Genomic DNA, 16,485 nt, shown 5'->3' with positions numbered 1-16,485 from the left:
CGGAGTTTCCGATGTCCGTTGCACCTATATCCGTTGCGACCCTCGCCGCTATGAAGGGGCGTGGAGAACCCATTGCCTCGCTGACCTGCTATGACGCCAGCTTCGCGCGTCTGCTGGATGGGGTGGGCGTCGATATGATGCTGGTTGGCGATTCGCTGGGGATGGTCTTGCAAGGCCATGGCACCACCGTGCCTGTGACCATGGATGACATGGTCTATCATACGGCTGCCGTTGCCCGGGCCAGGGGGCGGGCGCTGGTCGTTGCGGACCTGCCGTTTCTTGCCTATGCGACGCCTGAGCGTGCCTTGAATAATGCAGCCCGCCTCATGCAAGAGGGCGGCGCCCAGGTGGTCAAGCTCGAGGGTGGGGCGCCCATGCTGGAAACCGTGCGCCGTTTGACCGAGCAGGGCATTCCCGTCTGTGCGCATCTGGGGCTCCTGCCGCAATCCGTAAACCGTATTGGCGGCTATCGTTTTCAGGGGCGCGATCATGCATCGGCGGAGGCGATTCGGCATGATGCCTTGGCCATGCAGGATGCGGGGGCCAGCTTGATGGTGCTGGAGTGTGTTCCGGCGGCCCTCGCCGCGGAGATCAGTCGCACGCTATCCATTCCGGTGATCGGGATTGGTGCTGGCCCGGACTGCGATGGTCAGGTCTTGGTCGTCTACGACATGCTCGGCCTCAATGCTGGACGCGCGCCATCATTCAGCCGAGACTTCCTGGGGAGCTGCGGGTCGATCGAGTCCGCCGTCCGCGGCTATGTCGAGGCCGTTCGCAGTGGCGCCTTCCCGGCCGAGGCTGAGACACCCTACTGAAGGGGTGTTGCTTGAGCTGTCTAACCGAACCGTCGAGGGCGATCGGCTTGGAGTGAGGCTTCTCTCAACCGGCCTTTCGACAGGGCGGCTGGTGCGGCGAGCGCCGTTACGGCCCATCACCGATCTGGCTGAACAGACAATAGACCAAGGCGATTTCTGTTAAAGCTCATACCCGCTGACCTGTCTCGAGGCCCGCCTTCACTGTCGCACCGGCGGTCACAGAGCCCGTCGATGCTCCCGCCGGTGCGCCTTGAAGGTAAACCTCGATCCGGTGCCATCTGGTATGAGATTTTCCGGCAATCGCCCAAGCGGACGATCTGAATGAATCGAGTAGAGCGTGTTGCAGCGCTGCGAGCCAGGGTTGCACCCTGGCGGGCCGCAGCCGAGCGGGTGGCCTTGGTGCCGACCATGGGCAATCTCCACCGCGGTCATTTGACGCTGGTGCGCGAGGCGCGTGCTCGGGCGGACCGGGTGGTGGTGAGCATCTTCGTGAATCCATTGCAGTTCGGGCCGAGCGAGGATCTGGACGCCTATCCGCGCACCCTCGAAGAAGATATGCGGCAGCTCGAGGCCGAAGGCTGCGATCTGCTCTTCACCCCGACCTCTGACGTTGTCTATCCGCGTGGTCAGGATGGCCAGACGCGGGTCGAGGTGCCGGGGCTTTCGGATCTCCTGTGCGGCGCCAGCAGGCCTGGACACTTTGCGGGTGTCGCGACTGTCGTCTGTAAGCTGCTTAACATGGTGCAGCCGGATGTTGCGCTCTTCGGTGAGAAGGACTTTCAGCAATTGATGGTGATCCGCTGTATGGTCGAGGATCTGGACATGCCTGTCGAGGTCGTCGGTGTCCCGATCGTGCGAGAGGCAGACGGTCTGGCCATGAGTTCGCGCAACGGCTACCTGACGCCGACGGAGCGCGAGCGTGCCCCCGCCCTTTACCGCGTGCTGACTGAGGCTGCGGGGGCGCTCCAAGCGGGAGATGCGGTGGAAGCCGTCGAAACGGCCGCTCGCGTGCGGCTTTCGGAGGCAGGCTTGCGGCCCGACTATGTCAGCATCCGCTCGGCCGCGGACCTGAGTCAGCCGTGCCGCGCGGATGATCGGCTCGTCATTTTGGCCGCCGCCTATCTCGGGCGTGCACGACTGATCGACAACCTTCAGCTCAGGCGTGCGTCGGGCTGAGCCGCGCTGAAGGTGCCGAAAAGCGGAGGCTTTGGTATCGATCGACTGGGTGAATTGGGATCGCGGCCTCGATAAATATCCAAGTGCTGCGTTGCAGCAAAGGCTGCGGTAGACTAGCGGCAGCTGAAATGAAATAGTCTTCATAGTCCCGCTTGAAGACGTGGTCCGAGTGGCCATTGAGAGGAAACGAATCCATGCATCTGACCTTGCTGAAGTGCAAGCTGCATCGGGCATGCGTGACGCATGCCGAAGTCGACTACGAAGGCTCCTGCGCCATCGACGAGGAACTGCTGGAGCTTGCGGGTATCCGCGAGTATGAGCAGATCCAGATCTACAATGTGACCAATGGGGAACGCTTTACCACCTATGCGATTCGCGCCGAGTCTGGCTCGCGTGTGATCTCGGTAAACGGAGCCGCGGCCCACAAGGCCGAGCCCGGTGATCGTGTCATTATCTGTGCCTACGCGGGCATGACCGAGGCCGAGGCCGAGAGCTTCAAGCCCACCTTGGTTTATCTCAACGAGCACAACCGCGTCACCCGGACAGGCGACGCCATTCCGGCACAAGCCGCCTGATCAGGCCGTCGCCTTGAAGCGCCACCCAGCGGGTTTTCGCTGGGTGGCGTTGTGCTTTCTGGGGCTGCAGTCTGGGCTACGCTAGCGCGGTTGCCGCTTCGGCTTGACGTTCGGCGATGGCGTCGACGTAGAGTTGGAGGTACTGGTTGGCGCTGGCCTCCCAGCTGAAGTCCAGTGACATGCCGGTGGTCGCGAGCCGGCGCCATGCGTCCGGATGGTCGCGATAGAGCCGCATGGCTGCGTGGATGGCCTGCATCAGGGACTCAGGCCGAGGCTCGTCGAATAAGAAGCCGGTGGCTGTGCCCGCGGCCAAGCGCTCCGGTGTGGCATCGGTGACCGTGTCGGCCAGTCCGCCGGTGCGGTGCACGATCGGCGGTGTGCCATAGCGCAGGCTGTAGATTTGGTTGAGCCCGCAGGGCTCGAAGCGGGAGGGCATGAGGAAGGCGTCGCAGCCTGCCTCGATGCGATGCGCCCGCTGCTCGTCGTAGCCGACGAAAACGCCCACCTGGCGCGGATTCTCCTCGGCGAGCTTCACCAGTGCCTGTTCGGTCTTGCGGTCCCCGGACGCGACCATCAAGAGCTGTATCCTTGGATCCTGGAGCAGTTCGGGCAGGACGGCGAGGATGAGATCCACACCCTTTTGCTCCACCAGTCGACCGATGTAGCCCAGCACGAAGGCATCTTCGCTGCGCGGCAGGCCGAGTTCACGCTGAATGTCGAGTTTATTTTCCGCCTTCAGCCCAAAGCTATCCGCACTGTAGTTCTGTCTGATCAAGGGGTCCGATGCCGGGTCCCAGACCTGATAGTCGATGCCGTTCAAGATGCCGCTGAAGCGAGTGCCGATCTGGCGCAGTAGACCGTCCAGCCCGCAGCCGAAGCGGGGTGTGCGCACTTCGTTGGCGTAAGTTGGACTCACCGTGTTGACGCGGTCTGAGAAGATGATGCCGCCCTTGATAAAGGACATGCGCTGGTGGAACTCGACGCCCGCTAGGCTCCAGAGTGACGGCGGCAGCTCGAGTCGGTCAAATGCAGCCCTATCGAACAGCCCCTGGTAGGCGAGATTGTGGATGGTGAAGATCCGTGCCGGGTGCTCCGGCAGCTCGTGCATGAGCGCCGGTGCCAGGGCTGTCTGCCAGTCGTTGCAATGCAGGACGTCCGGACGCCAGTCGAGGGTGGGCAGACCCAGCGCCAGCTGCACGATGACGCGGCAGAAGAGCATGAAGCGCTCGGCGTTGTCGCCCCAATCACGCCCGGTCAGATCCGTGTAGGGGTTTCCCTCGCGGGCGAAGTGCTCGGGGGCATCGACCAGATAGACCGGCAGGTCGTGATCCGGGTGAAGCCCCTCGACAATGCCGACGCGGCAGCGGCAGCTCGGCACCTTGATTTCACGCAGGGGCTTCGGCTCGCGTACCTGACGCATGGCAACGGGATAGCCTGGGAGCACCAGGCGCGCGTCGTGGCCGAGCTGACGCAACGCGATCGGTAGGCTCGAGGCGACGTCGGCCAGGCCGCCTGTCTTAACGAGGGGGTGCGCCTCGCTGCTGGCCATGAGGATGCGGAGTGGGTTTGGCTCCTGGGCTGGATGCCCGGAGATGGGGGGTGACTTCGCCATCGATCGGGGGTCTCGGATTTCAGACGCTTGGCCTGAAGGGGATTCGGTTGGGTCATGGAAAGACGTTTACAGTCTTCACGTTAGCACACTTGACTTGATTGGAGGTAACCGCGCATGACCGAGCCTTGCACCCTGCTCATCTTCGGTGCGACTGGGAACTTGGCGACGCACAAGCTCCTCCCCGCGCTCTATCACATTGAGGCGGCGGGACGGCTGGATTCGGGGAGTCGGATCCTGGGATTTGGTCGTCGTGACTGGTCGGACGCGCATTGGCAAGATCGGGTGCGTGACGCGCTCAGTGGCCGTCTTGGAGAGCGGCTCGACGAGCAGTCGCTTGGTCGTTTACTGAGCCGCATGCGCTTTATTTCTGGCGACCTGGAGCAGCCGGAAGACTTCGCGCGGCTGGCCGAGCGGCTGAGCAGCGATGAGGATCTGCCGGACAATTTGATGTCCTACCTCGCGGTTGCGCCCAAGCATTACGGGGACATCGCCGATCAGCTCGCCGCCAAGGGCTTGAACGGGCAAGCGCGTGGCTGGTCGCGCCTGGTTGTGGAGAAGCCCTTCGGCTTCGACCTCGAGAGTGCGAGCATTCTCGATCAACGATTGCGGCGCTGCTTCTCCGAGGATCAGATCTATCGCATCGATCACTATCTGGGGAAAAGCACGGTTCAGAACATTCTGGTCTTCCGTTTCGCCAACCTCATACTGGAGCCGCTCTGGAACCGCAACTACATCGACCATGTGCAGATCTCTCATGCCGAGGCGCGCGGCATCGAGGAGCGTGCGGGGTTTTACGATGGGGTTGGAGCCATGCGCGACATGATCCAGAGCCATCTGCTGCAGATGCTCACCCTGGTCGCCATGGAGCCGCCGCCCAGTCTGGATGCCGAGGCGCTGCGCGACGAAAAGGTCAAGGTGCTGCGCTCGATCCGGCCCATTCCGCGCGAGGCCGTGCACGGCCAGGCCTTCCGTGCTCAGTATGGGCCTGGTCGCTCCGGCGAGACCACGCTAGCCGGATACCGCGACGAGCCTGGTGTCGCCCACAACAGCACGACCGAGACCTACGCGGCCCTGAAGCTCTACATCGACAATTGGCGCTGGCGCAACGTGCCCTTCTATGTGCGCACCGGCAAGCGCCTGGGGAAGACCAACTCACTGATCGCGATCCGTTTCAAGCATCCGCCGCAGCAGCTCTTTCGTTCGACGGCCATCGAGCAGCTCAAGCCCAATTGGCTGCTGCTCAACATTCAGCCCAACGAGTGCATGCGCATCGAGATCCAGGTCAAGCAGCCGGGCCTGGAGATGCGCGCCCAGACCGAGCGTCTGGACGCTAGCAGCTGCACGCTGCCGCCGGAGCATATCGACGCCTATGAGGCCTTGATCCTCGACATCATCGAGGGCGACCACACCCATTTCTTGCGCTACGACGAGGTCAACTGGGCCTGGCGGGTGGTCGATCCAGTGCTCAAGCTCTGGGCGACGGAGCGTGACTTCATCCACAGCTATCCGGCCGGCTCTTGGGGGCCGGTCGAGGCGAGTCGGTTGTTCGATCGCGAGGATCAGGATTGGAGAAACGAGATGTGAGGAGGGCGGTCAGCCTTCAGCCGCCGATCTCTAGCGAGGCTTCGCCTCAGACCGACGAGTCATGCCATCGGTATCGCTATCGTCGGTTCGATCCCGATCCCGATCCCGACGGCCTTGGATGGTCGGGCGCTTCCAAGGATTCTAGTGGCAGTGCTTGGAATGAAGGCGCCCCGAGCTTCGCGTCGGGAGGTCACTTGCGTCCGAGCCCGCTGGCAAATGAGTGAGGCGATGCGCCATTTCCCGGCCGCTGGCCGCTTCTCAATCGCCTTGGTCGCGCGATTGTGCTCCAATGCGCCCCCAATCGAGCAACCTTTGGCGGGGCTCAAGAACCGCTGATACAAGTCGGTCGCCGCACTCGGGCAGAGGGTCGGCCTCGAGATCCATGAGTCTCGAGAAAGGCGCACAGCGCGCGCTGTTTGCGCGGGCCTTCCCGAGCTTTGCGGTCGTCCTGGAGGGCAACACTCGGACCCTGCTGTTAGGGGCGATTGGCGCGTTCTTGCATCAGCACCCAACTCAGCCGTATCGAACAGAGGAGACGCGGACTATGTCGCTCCTGAGCCAGATGCCGCAATGGCATATCTTGCACGCGCATTGGGATGAGATGAAGGCCGCCCGCATGGTGGACCTCTTTGCCACTGAGCCGGATCGGGCCAAGACCATGAGTCTGTCTGCGGCCGGGCTCTATCTCGACTACTCCAAGAACATCCTCACCCAGGACAACCTCGCCAAGCTCATCGACTTGGCCGAGGCGGTCGATCTCAAGGGCTGGACGCAGCGCATGTTCAGCGGCGCGCCGATCAACAACACTGAAGATCGCGCGGTGCTGCACATTGCGCTGCGCAACCGCTCCAATCGGCCGATCCTGGTCGATGGCAAGAATGTGATGCCGGAGATCAATGCCGTGCTCGCCCGCATGGAGGCCTTCGTCGGCCGCGTGCGCTCGGGCGAGTGGACCGGGCATACCGGTAAGCGCATCACGGACGTGGTGAACATCGGCATCGGCGGCTCCAATCTCGGGCCAAAGATGGTCTGCGCGGCCCTGGCGCCTTATCAGAGCGAGAGTCTGCGGGTTCACTTTGTGTCCAACGTGGATGGTACTCACTTGGTCGAGACGGTGCGCCAGCTCGACCCCGAGACCACGCTCTTCGTCGTCGCCTCCAAGACCTTCACGACCCAGGAGACCATGACCAATGCGGCGAGCGCCCGAGACTGGCTGCTGACCGCGCTGGATGACCATGCGGCCGTCGCGCGGCACTTCGTCGCCGTGTCCACCAACGCCGAGAAGGTCGCCGCCTTCGGCATCGATACCGCCAACATGTTCGGCTTTTGGGACTGGGTCGGCGGGCGCTATTCGCTGTGGTCGGCGATCGGGCTGCCGATTGCGCTCGCCGTTGGCTTCGAGCGCTTCGCCGAGCTGCTGGATGGCGCGCACGCCATGGACGAACATTTCCGCACCGCCGACCTCAAGGAGAACATGCCGGCACTGCTCGGTCTGATCGGAGTCTGGTACGCCAATTTCGCCAATGCTCGGACGCATGTCGTGCTGCCCTACGATCAGTCGCTGCGCTTCCTGCCGGCCTATCTCCAGCAGGGCGACATGGAGAGTAATGGCAAGGGCGTGACGCGCGAGGGCGTGACAGTCGACTACACGACCGGGCCTGTCGTCTGGGGCGAGCCCGGCACGGACGGTCAGCATGCCTTCTACCAGCTCATTCACCAGGGCACGCAGATGATCCCCGCCGACTTCATCGGCGCCATCCACAGCCACAATGAGCTGGGGGATCATCACCCCAAGTTCATGGCCAACTTCTTTGCCCAAACCGAGGCTTTGATGCGCGGCCGCAGTTATGACGAAGCCCTGACTGAGATGCTGGACGCCGGGATGCCGGAAGCGCGGGCGCGCTTTCTGGCGCATCACCGCACCTTCCCGGGGAACCGCCCGACCAACAGTATTCTGATGGACCGGCTGACACCGCGCACGCTCGGCGCACTGATCGCACTCTATGAGCACCGCATCTTCACTCAGGGCGTGGTCTGGGGCGTCAATTCCTTCGATCAGTGGGGCGTCGAGCTTGGGAAGAAACTCGCCAACGTCATTCTGGATGAGATCGAGGCTGGCAAGGTGAGCGCTGACCATGATGCGTCGACACGCACCCTGTTGGAGCGCTTCATCCAGCATCGCCGAGGTTGATGGCGATGGGCATGATGCTGCGCGATGCGCTTGAAAGCCGGACCGTCGATCAGTTGAAGAATCTGCTGGCGCTCCTGCCCACGGACCGTCGGGTGCTCCGCAAAGGGGATCTCGTCGCCCTCATTGCCGAGGAACTCCTGGAAGGGGATCTCAAGCCGATCTGGCTTGAGCTGAGTGAGCTGGACGTCAAGGCGATTTCCGAGGCGGTGCACGCCTGGTCGGGCCGATTCGATTACTCGCGATTCAAGGTCAAATACGGCGCCCTGCCGACCCTGCACGAGTACAGCCCATACGGCTATGGCAATCGGAATCGCCAGAAGCCGCGCAGCGTGCTGCCGCTCTTTTTCTACGACAACGAGATCCCGCCTGACCTGCGCGCGCGACTGATCTCGCTCGCGCCGCCTCCAGCCGTCAATCGGATCGAGACGACGCCCCAGGCGGCCTTGCCCGAGACCTTCGTGCTCAAAGACCTGGAGGTCGCGGACTATCCCGTCTGGCGTCACAGCACCGAGCCCTTGGTCCGGCAAGACCTTCCCGCCGTGCTTAGGTTGGTCGAGGCGGGCCGCGTCAGCGTCGGACCCAAGACCGGCGTGGCCAGCGCGGCCTCGCTCAAGGCGATCGAGGGCGTACTGGCCGGCGGGGACTGGTACCGGCCCGAGGACGACAGGGAACTCCAGCGGTGGGCCGGCGGACCGATCCGTCCCATCAAGCCCTACGCCTGGCCCTTGCTACTGCAAACGGGCGGGCTGGCCAAGATCGACGGCAGCAAGCTGGCGCTTACCCCGAAGGGCCGCAAGGCACTTGGCGAGCCGCTGGAATCGACTGTGAAGCTGCTCTTCGAGCGCTGGCAGACCAAGGGCAAGCCGGACGAGCTGCGCCGCGTCGATCTCATCAAGGGCCAGACCAGCAAGGGGGCGCGCCTCACGGCAGTCTCCGGGCGGAGGGACGCCATCGCTGAGATGCTCGCGACCTGCCCGCAAGGGGAGTGGATCCAGCTCGATCAATTTTTTCGCTTCATGCAGCTAGAAGGTATCGGTTTCGAGGTGAGCGACAATCCCTGGAAGCTTTACTTTGCCGATGCCAACTACGGCAGTCTGGGCTACGAAGGCAACGCGAGCTTCGAGATCCTGCAGGCCAGGTATGCGCTCGCCTACCTCTTCGAGTACCTCGCCACGCTCGGCATGATCGATGTCGTCTACACGCTGCCCTACCATGTCCGCGGAGGCTACGGTCGCTGCTGGGGCACCGATGAATTTGCCTTTCTGAGTCGCTACGACGGACTGCTCTATCTGCGGCTCAATGCGCTGGGGGCCTTTTGTCTGGGGCTGACGGACAGCTATGTCCCCCTGGTGGAGTCGGTGCCGCCGCTGCTTCAGGTGCATCCCGACGCGACGCTGACGCTCGTGCGCGAGCCCATGGCGGCGGAGCAGCTCATGCTCGAGCAGTATGCCGAGGCTCAGCCGGATGGTCGCTGGCGATTGCGGCTGGAGGCGGCCATGGCTTCGGCGGCGCGGGTCGATGAGCGTGAGCGGCTAGGGGATTTCCTGGGTCAGGCCCTGGGTGGTGAGCTGCCCGTTGCCCTGACGCGCTTCCTGGCCTTGGTCGAGGAGCGTGCGACGGCCCTGCGCGACGAGGGTGCCGCTCGGCTCTTCACCTGCCGGGATGCCGCCTTCGCCGCCATGCTGAGCACGGATCCGGCGACCGCCCCGCATTGTCTGCGCGCCGGCGAGCGCCTGATCGTGGTTCCCCAAGCCAAGCTCAATGCCTTCCAGAAGGCCCTGACAAAATTGGGCTATGTTCTACCCGAGATCCTGACCGCCTCATGAGCCAGCCGAACGACTCCTGCGAAACACTGAGCGCCGACGAGCGGCGCATTCTGCAAGTCTTTTCCGTCGTCTACGAGCCGGTCAATCAGACCACCCTGCAAAGGATTCTGAAGACCCTCGGTTGGCGGGACGCCGAGGGCCGACCGCTCGCAGACCTGATGGCAAAGCCGCTGCGCGAGCGGTTGCTGGCACTGGGCTGTCTGGTCGAGATGAAGTCGGGCTTGACCTGTGTTTCCAGGCTGGTCGAGCCGCTCACCCGCGAGACGGTCAACGCCGGATGCTTCCAGGAGATCGTGACGGCAGGCGAGCAGGTCGTGAGCAGCGTGCCTCCGCTCGGTTGGCGGGACACCCAGTCATATCGCTCGACACGGCGGCTGCGCAATGCCCTCTATGCCGGACGTGAGGAGGAGGTGCTGCGCATGATCGGCGTGCACGCGCGCAAGCCGGGCGACCGCATTCCGTTCAGCGCCGTCGCAACGCTAACCCAGGTTTGCACCTTGTCGCCGGACCCCACATGGCTCGCGACCCTTGCGCCACGGCTGCGTGTGCTGGCGCTGGGGCCGGCGCTGGTGGAGGTCGGCTATGAGCTTACGCCCGATCCCGACTTGGTCGCGCTTGCCTGTGAGCATCTAACGCCCTTGCTCGATGACCAGCCCGAGGCCGCCGTGATGCTCGCCGAGCACTACTTGCTCGAGGGTCGGCCGGATCAGGCGGCGCCTATCCTGGCGGAGCGCATTACGCCGGATGCCTTGCCCTTGATCGGCTGGTTGCATTTCATCCAGGGCCGTTACGACGAGGCGCTCGGGGTCTTCGACCTTCACCTGACCACGCAGCGACGGCAGACGCGCAAGCGCAACATTTACGTCCCGGGTCTGGCTGGCGTCTTTCATCTGCTCGCATTGCTGCGTCGGGGGACAGCGGAAGACCTCCAGAGCGTTCAGCGCCAGGTCAGCATTGCCTTGCGGGCGCCGGTCACGGATCGTTTCGAGTCGCTGTTTCGGATCCTGGACGAGCTGGCTGGCCTCTTGATGGGGCGGTTGCGCTTCTACGAGGCGGTTTGGATACGCCGTCCCCTGCGTGATGGACATCCCTATGAGGGGCTGTTCCAGGCCCTCGCGCTGCATTGGCTCGGTGAGCAGCCGGAGGCGGACATGGTGGATGAGCTTGCGCGCTATCATGACCTTGCCGTCGAGGCCGGCGTCCTTTGGTATGCCTGGGAGAGCGCGGACATGCTGCGTGCGCTTGGTCGCCAGGTAGACGCGGAGGCGCTACCCGCGCGTCCCGAAGAGGTTCATGGCCTCACTAGACTGCTTGCCCCCAAGTCCCAGTGGGAGATCGCCCTGGAGGCACTGAAAGGACTTGCGGCCAGCGACGAGGGCGCGGCCGCGGGCGAGTCCTCGGCGCCCGACCGCCGCATGGCCTGGGTGCTGAGCCTCTATGGGAGCGAAGGCCAGCTCGAGCCGCGCGAGCAGAAGCGGACCAAACGCGGCGGCTGGACCCAAGGGCGGCCGGTGGCACTGGCACGCCTCGCCGAGTCGCCCCAAGAATTCGACTACCTGACTGACGCGGACCAGCGCATTCTTGCGACCATGACCCAGGAACACGAGCAGGGCTGGTACGGCAATTATGGGCGCGTCTATTACCGTCTCGACGGTGAGCGTGCCCTGCTTGCTGCCGTTGGGCATCCCCGGATCTTTCGGCCTGGTGTCATGGACGCGCCGCTCGAGCTAGTCCCCGGCGGCCCCGCGCTCGAGGTGATCAAGCGCAAGAGCGACATTCTGATGCGGCTCAATCCCTTCCCGCCGGTGGAGTCAGACCTGCTGATTCAAGACGATGGCCCGCAACGGCTGCGGCTCGTGCGCTTCGACGCCTCGCATCGGCGCATTGCCAAGCTCGTCGGCATGGATGGGCTCAAGGTGCCGTCGAGCGGGAAGGACAAGGTTCTGGAGAGCATCGCGGCAGTGGCCCCCTTGCTGACGGTGCATTCCGCCATCGGTGGCACCGAGCGCATTGCGGAGACCCTGGAGTCGGATGCGCGCCCCCATGTCCAGCTCAATCCGGTCGACGAGGGTCTGGCCCTCGAACTCTTCATGCAGCCCTTGGGCGACAAGGGGCCGCGCGTGCATCCGGGGCAGGGCATGGCTAACCTCTTCGCGGAGGTCGATGGGCGTGCGGTGCAGACCACGCGCGACCTGGCCGGTGAGCGGCGCGCGGCCACGGCCGTGCTCAATGCCTGTCCGGCCCTGGCGGGCCAGGATGGCTGGATCTGGACCTTGGAGAGTACCGAGGACGCGCTCACCGCGCTCGAGCAGTTGCATGCGCTCGGCGACGCCGTCGTGCTCCAGTGGCCCGAGGGCAAGCGCATCGGGCTGAGTTCGACGGCACAGATCGGCAGCATGCGGGTCAGTGTCGGCAAGCAGCGCGACTGGCTTGGCCTGGATGGCGAGCTTGCCCTGGACGATGGGCGCGTGCTGGGCATGCGGCAGCTGCTGGAACTGATTCAGGCGTCGCCCGGTCGTTTCATCCGGCTCGGTGAGCGTGAGTTCGTGGCCTTGAGCGAGGAACTGCGGCGGCGTCTGGAGAATCTCGCCGGATTGACCGAGCGGGGCCGCTTTCACCCCTTGGCTGCTGCGGCGATCGAGGAGAGCCTAGAGGGAATGGAGGTCCAGCGCAGCGCGCACTGGAAGGCGACGCTGAAGCGCTTGGAAGAGGTCCGCGAGCTGGAGCCGGAGCTGCCTTCGACCTTACAGGCGGAGCTTCGCGACTATCAATTGGAGGGCTTTCGCTGGCTGGCGCGGCTTGCCCATTGGGGGGCCGGGGCCTGTCTCGCCGACGACATGGGGCTCGGCAAGACACTGCAGGCGCTGGCGGTCATCCTGTCACGCGCCACCGAGGGGCCGACGCTGGTCTTGGCGCCCATGTCCGTCTGCGCCAACTGGATGACCGAGGCCAGTCGCTTTGCGCCGACGCTCCAGCCCAAGCGCTTCGGTGCCGGGGATCGCGCGCAGATGTTGAATGATGCCGGCCCCTTCGACCTCATCATCAGCAGCTACGGTCTGCTCCAGACCGAGGCCGAGCGGCTCGCAGCTGTGCCTTGGGCGACCGTGGTGGCCGATGAGGCCCAGGCGTTCAAGAACGCCAACACCAAGCGCTCCCAGGCCATCATGAAGCTCGATGCCGGCTTTCGTATGATCACCACGGGCACGCCGATCGAGAATCATCTCGGCGAGCTGTGGAACCTCTTTCGCTTCATCAATCCGGGCCTGCTTGGCTCGCTAGAGACCTTCAACGAGCGTTTCGCCATTCCCATCGAGCAACATCGGGATTCGGGCGCCCGCAAGCGGCTACGCCAGCTCCTGCGGCCCTTCATCCTGCGGCGTCTCAAGAGCGATGTCCTGAGCGAGCTGCCGCCGCGCACCGAGATCACCCTGGAGCTGGAACTCGGCGCGGCCGAGAGCGCGCTCTATGAGGCGCTGCGTCGCCAGGCCATGGAACGGCTCGAGAGCGAGGACGACCATCCTGGGCACAAACGCATCCAGCTGCTCGCCGAGATCATGCGGCTGCGCCGCGCCTGCTGTCATCCCAAGCTGGTGCTGCCCGACAGCGAGCTGGCCAGCGCTAAGCTGGACGCCTTCGGCGATATTCTCGACGACCTGCTCGACAACCGCCACAAGGCGCTGGTGTTCAGCCAGTTCGTCGATCACCTGAGCCTGATTCGCACCTATCTCGACGGCCGCGGCATCAGCTACCAGTACCTCGACGGTTCCACCTCGGAGAGCAAGCGCAAGGCCGCCGTTGCGGCCTTCCAAGCAGGTGAGGGTGACCTCTTCCTCATCAGCCTGCGCGCCGGCGGCTCTGGGCTCAATCTCACCGCCGCGGACTATGTGATCCACATGGACCCTTGGTGGAACCCGGCGGTCGAGGATCAGGCCAGCGACCGCGCCCATCGCATCGGTCAGGAGCGCCCGGTCACCATCTACCGCCTGGTGACCAAGGGCACCATCGAGCAGAAGATCCTCGCCCTCCACGCGGCCAAGCGCGATCTCGCCGATGAGCTTCTCGAGGGGGCGGGCGACAGCGGACGCCTTGGCTACGAAGAGATGTTGGCCCTCATCCGCGACTCGGCGTCTTGAGGGGCCTGGCTCTCCCGCTTCCTCGCTTCGATCACCCAGGTCGGACAGGCCTCTAGGCCGCAGGCTTGGATGCGAAGAGGAAGAGACAGTGTTCGCCCTCGGAGTCGTTGCGGCACTGGTTGCCCACGAACAAGGATGCGAGATCGTAGGCGCGTAGCAGCCCGGAGATCGTGCCTTTGAGGAAGTCGCAGGTTTCGTCGAGGTGCCCCTTGCCCTTGAGGTCGATCCGGTTGTCGCTGACGGTCATGGTGTTGCCGTCGAGTCGCAGGGTCGCCATGGGCGCTAGCGCGGGGATGAGCAGCTCCGTCATCGAATCCGCCAGCTTGGTCGGCGTCTTCTTGGGCTTGATTTGGCGCGCGAGGTGACCGCCGAAGCCGGCGCCCAACTCCAGCGCGCGCTGCCGGCGGTTCTCTGGCGGGATGGCCATCAGGATCTCGTTGAAGCGTCCGTCCAGCCTGGGATAGCGGCTCAGCAGCGAGAAGATCAGCATGCGATCCCGAATGGCGGTGTCGCCGGATTCGGGAGCGAATTCCGCTGTTGCTTGCTTCTGTGTCTTGTCGGTCTTGGACGGCTCGATGTGCAACTTGTCGCTCTCGACCAAGCCGAGAATTCCTTGCACCTCGGCCACTTGAGTCCAGATCATCTCGTCTGGAACATCGGCGCCCTGGATGTCGAGCACCAAGTAGCGTTTGCCGTCTGGGGTTTCCCTGAAGCTCCGGCTCGTGGTCAGGATACCGATTTGCTTCAAACGCTGAACAGTTCGCAACTGAATGCCGGCCGCGGTCGAAATATGGAAGATCAGCTCGCGTTTCAAAACCAATTCCTCTTTTTATAGCTCTTATCCGAGGACTGACTCGGTCCTACCTTCGGGGTGCCGATGCCGTCGCCTGCGGAGGCAGCGAGCGACGGAGCAGCGAGCCCTGAAGGGACTGAACCGCCAATCCTCGGGCCGGTCCACTGAGCTACTTCTTGCAATGGATTGAGCTGAGATGAGCACGAAAGATGAATGGAACACCGTTCCATTTCGCGAAGTCCACTCGTTCGGTGCATCCGTGGGCAGGTCCTGAAGCCACGCCAATAAGGGGCACATGCGCCAGTCCGTGGCACGGATACTAGCGGTCCGCGATCGACAATAATGGGCAATAGGTTCAATTTTCGGGTTCTGCTCAGGCGCGTCGCGCCGCCAGCATGGCGCCATTGGGGCTGCTGGCGGGCTCTTCGTGCTTTTTGCTCGTTCTCGCCCCGGGATTTCGGTGATCACGATCGAGACTCCTTGGGTCGCGCCGCTAGGCCGAGGGCTCTGGAGCGCTTTGCAGGGTCATTGCCGCGCGGCTATAGTCCGCGGCCTCAAGCCGCAGAGAGAGGTGTAAATGACTGACGACAGTGTACAAGAGCCTGAATCGGCGATCTGGGAAGGGCACGAGGCACTCTTCCTCGACCAGTTGGACGCCTTCCTGGATCGCAACGATTTCTCCGAGTGCGGCGCCTTCCGTCATACCCCGGAGAAGTTCATCCGCAGCCGCGCGCGGATCTACCAGGGCGAGAAGCTCGATCGAGTGATGATCAACCGCTATTCCTTGCGGCGGGGGCGCGCGGGGCTGGTCATCTTCGCCTACCCGCGGGTGGAGTACGACATCCCCGCCTTCCTGCTGCATGTCGGCGGCCACCCACCGGACAAGACGCTGCTAACACTCGACCTAGCGCCCTGCTCGCCGGATACGGATATGGCGCCCTTCGCCGCCGTCGCGCAGACGCATCGACCCGCCATGGGCCTGCCGGACGGCCGGCTCGAGTGGTTGGCGTCCGTCACTTCGCCGCACCTCATGCACTGTGCCTTCAAGGCCATCGAGCCGGGGCTTTTCTTCAATGCACTCCAGGCAACCATTGAGACCTGGCGGGATGCCTACATCGAGCCAGCCCAGCGCGACGAGAATGCAGCCAGGGTTCAGGTGCGACGTGAGATGGTGCTGGAGATGAAGAAGGTCATCTTCCGCAACGACCCGGCCTTTCCGGTCTTCACCCGCGCATTTGGCAAGGCCATGTCGGATGTTCTAGCCGAGGTCGCCTTTGGTGGCGATCCAGGTCTCTCGATCGCGGAAGCCACGGAGCCGCCCCCGGCACCTGGGAGCTGGGTCAACAAGAAGCTCGGCATTGGCTGGCACGCGGATGCCCAGGAGCGCGTGCACGAGGCACCGGCATTTCTGCGTCCCATGATTCGTCGCATGATCGAGAAAGAGGCGGTCAAGGAAGGCGCCAGCCAGGTCTCGATGGAGCTGGTTCTCCAGTGCGAGAAGAAGTACAGGGGCAATATGGAGCTGTGATCTAGCGAGTCTGCGCCTCAGGCCGACGAGTCATGCCATCGGGATCGCTATCGCTAGCGTCGGTTCGATCCCGATCCCAACGGTCTTGAATGGTCGGACGCTTCATCGAAATTTGACTCATCTGCAAGCATTTTGCGCCCTCAAGGATTCTATAGCCATCGGACGTGATGCTCGTACTGACCCTTTGATTTGAGCCTTGTATTTCCGTACCACAACCGAAAGGGCTTGTATGGATATCACCCAGGATGGCTA

Annotated in this window: 10 protein-coding genes; 8 read left to right on the top strand and 2 right to left on the bottom strand. The window is 63.6% G+C overall.

Going from position 1 to position 16,485, the window contains the following annotated elements:
- Positions 1-11: 11 nt before the first annotated feature.
- The 3 genes from panB (at position 12) to panD (ending at position 2,566) form a co-directional block, all read left to right on the top strand.
- Complete coding sequence (gene panB / locus G3480_RS16620; RefSeq protein WP_164655014.1) at positions 12-815, top strand: 3-methyl-2-oxobutanoate hydroxymethyltransferase; 804 nt, start codon at positions 12-14, stop codon at positions 813-815.
- Positions 816-1,136: 321 nt separating this feature from the next.
- On the top strand, positions 1,137-1,991 hold the full coding sequence (gene panC, locus G3480_RS16615) for a pantoate--beta-alanine ligase (protein WP_164655013.1): 855 nt from the start codon (positions 1,137-1,139) through the stop codon (positions 1,989-1,991).
- Between the two features lie 194 nt (positions 1,992-2,185).
- On the top strand, positions 2,186-2,566 hold the full coding sequence (panD, locus tag G3480_RS16610; protein ID WP_164655012.1) for an aspartate 1-decarboxylase: 381 nt from the start codon (positions 2,186-2,188) through the stop codon (positions 2,564-2,566).
- A 76-nt stretch (positions 2,567-2,642) separates the two neighbouring features.
- Here panD and glgA read toward each other — a convergent pair whose 3' ends face one another.
- The gene (glgA, locus tag G3480_RS16605) at positions 2,643-4,178 is read right to left on the bottom strand and encodes a glycogen synthase GlgA (protein WP_240905873.1); all 1,536 of its coding nucleotides are present in this window, start codon (positions 4,176-4,178) and stop codon (positions 2,643-2,645) included.
- Between the two features lie 114 nt (positions 4,179-4,292).
- On the opposite strand from glgA, the gene zwf reads away from it, so the two are divergent.
- From zwf to G3480_RS16585, 4 genes are all read left to right on the top strand, one after another.
- On the top strand, positions 4,293-5,762 hold the full coding sequence (gene zwf, locus G3480_RS16600) for a glucose-6-phosphate dehydrogenase (RefSeq protein ID WP_164655011.1): 1,470 nt from the start codon (positions 4,293-4,295) through the stop codon (positions 5,760-5,762).
- A gap of 544 nt (positions 5,763-6,306) precedes the next feature.
- On the top strand, positions 6,307-7,953 hold the full coding sequence (pgi, locus tag G3480_RS16595) for a glucose-6-phosphate isomerase (protein WP_164655025.1): 1,647 nt from the start codon (positions 6,307-6,309) through the stop codon (positions 7,951-7,953).
- Between the two features lie 11 nt (positions 7,954-7,964).
- The gene (locus G3480_RS16590) at positions 7,965-9,779 is read left to right on the top strand and encodes a hypothetical protein (protein ID WP_164655010.1); all 1,815 of its coding nucleotides are present in this window, start codon (positions 7,965-7,967) and stop codon (positions 9,777-9,779) included.
- Complete coding sequence (locus tag G3480_RS16585; protein ID WP_164655009.1) at positions 9,776-13,912, top strand: DEAD/DEAH box helicase; 4,137 nt, start codon at positions 9,776-9,778, stop codon at positions 13,910-13,912. The genes G3480_RS16590 and G3480_RS16585 overlap by 4 nt, the downstream gene beginning before the upstream one ends.
- A 52-nt stretch (positions 13,913-13,964) precedes the next feature.
- Here G3480_RS16585 and G3480_RS16580 read toward each other — a convergent pair whose 3' ends face one another.
- The gene (locus tag G3480_RS16580; protein WP_164655008.1) at positions 13,965-14,726 is read right to left on the bottom strand and encodes a hypothetical protein; all 762 of its coding nucleotides are present in this window, start codon (positions 14,724-14,726) and stop codon (positions 13,965-13,967) included.
- 556 nt (positions 14,727-15,282) lie between these two features.
- On the opposite strand from G3480_RS16580, the gene G3480_RS16575 reads away from it, so the two are divergent.
- Positions 15,283-16,233: a protochlorophyllide oxidoreductase gene (locus G3480_RS16575; protein ID WP_164655007.1), complete on the top strand. Its 951-nt coding sequence runs from the start codon at positions 15,283-15,285 to the stop codon at positions 16,231-16,233.
- Positions 16,234-16,485 lie beyond the last annotated feature (252 nt).

This window comes from Thiorhodococcus mannitoliphagus, from assembly GCF_010915725.1.
Lineage (GTDB): Bacteria > Pseudomonadota > Gammaproteobacteria > Chromatiales > Chromatiaceae > Thiorhodococcus > Thiorhodococcus mannitoliphagus.
This window is presented reverse-complemented; position numbering and strand designations above follow the sequence as displayed.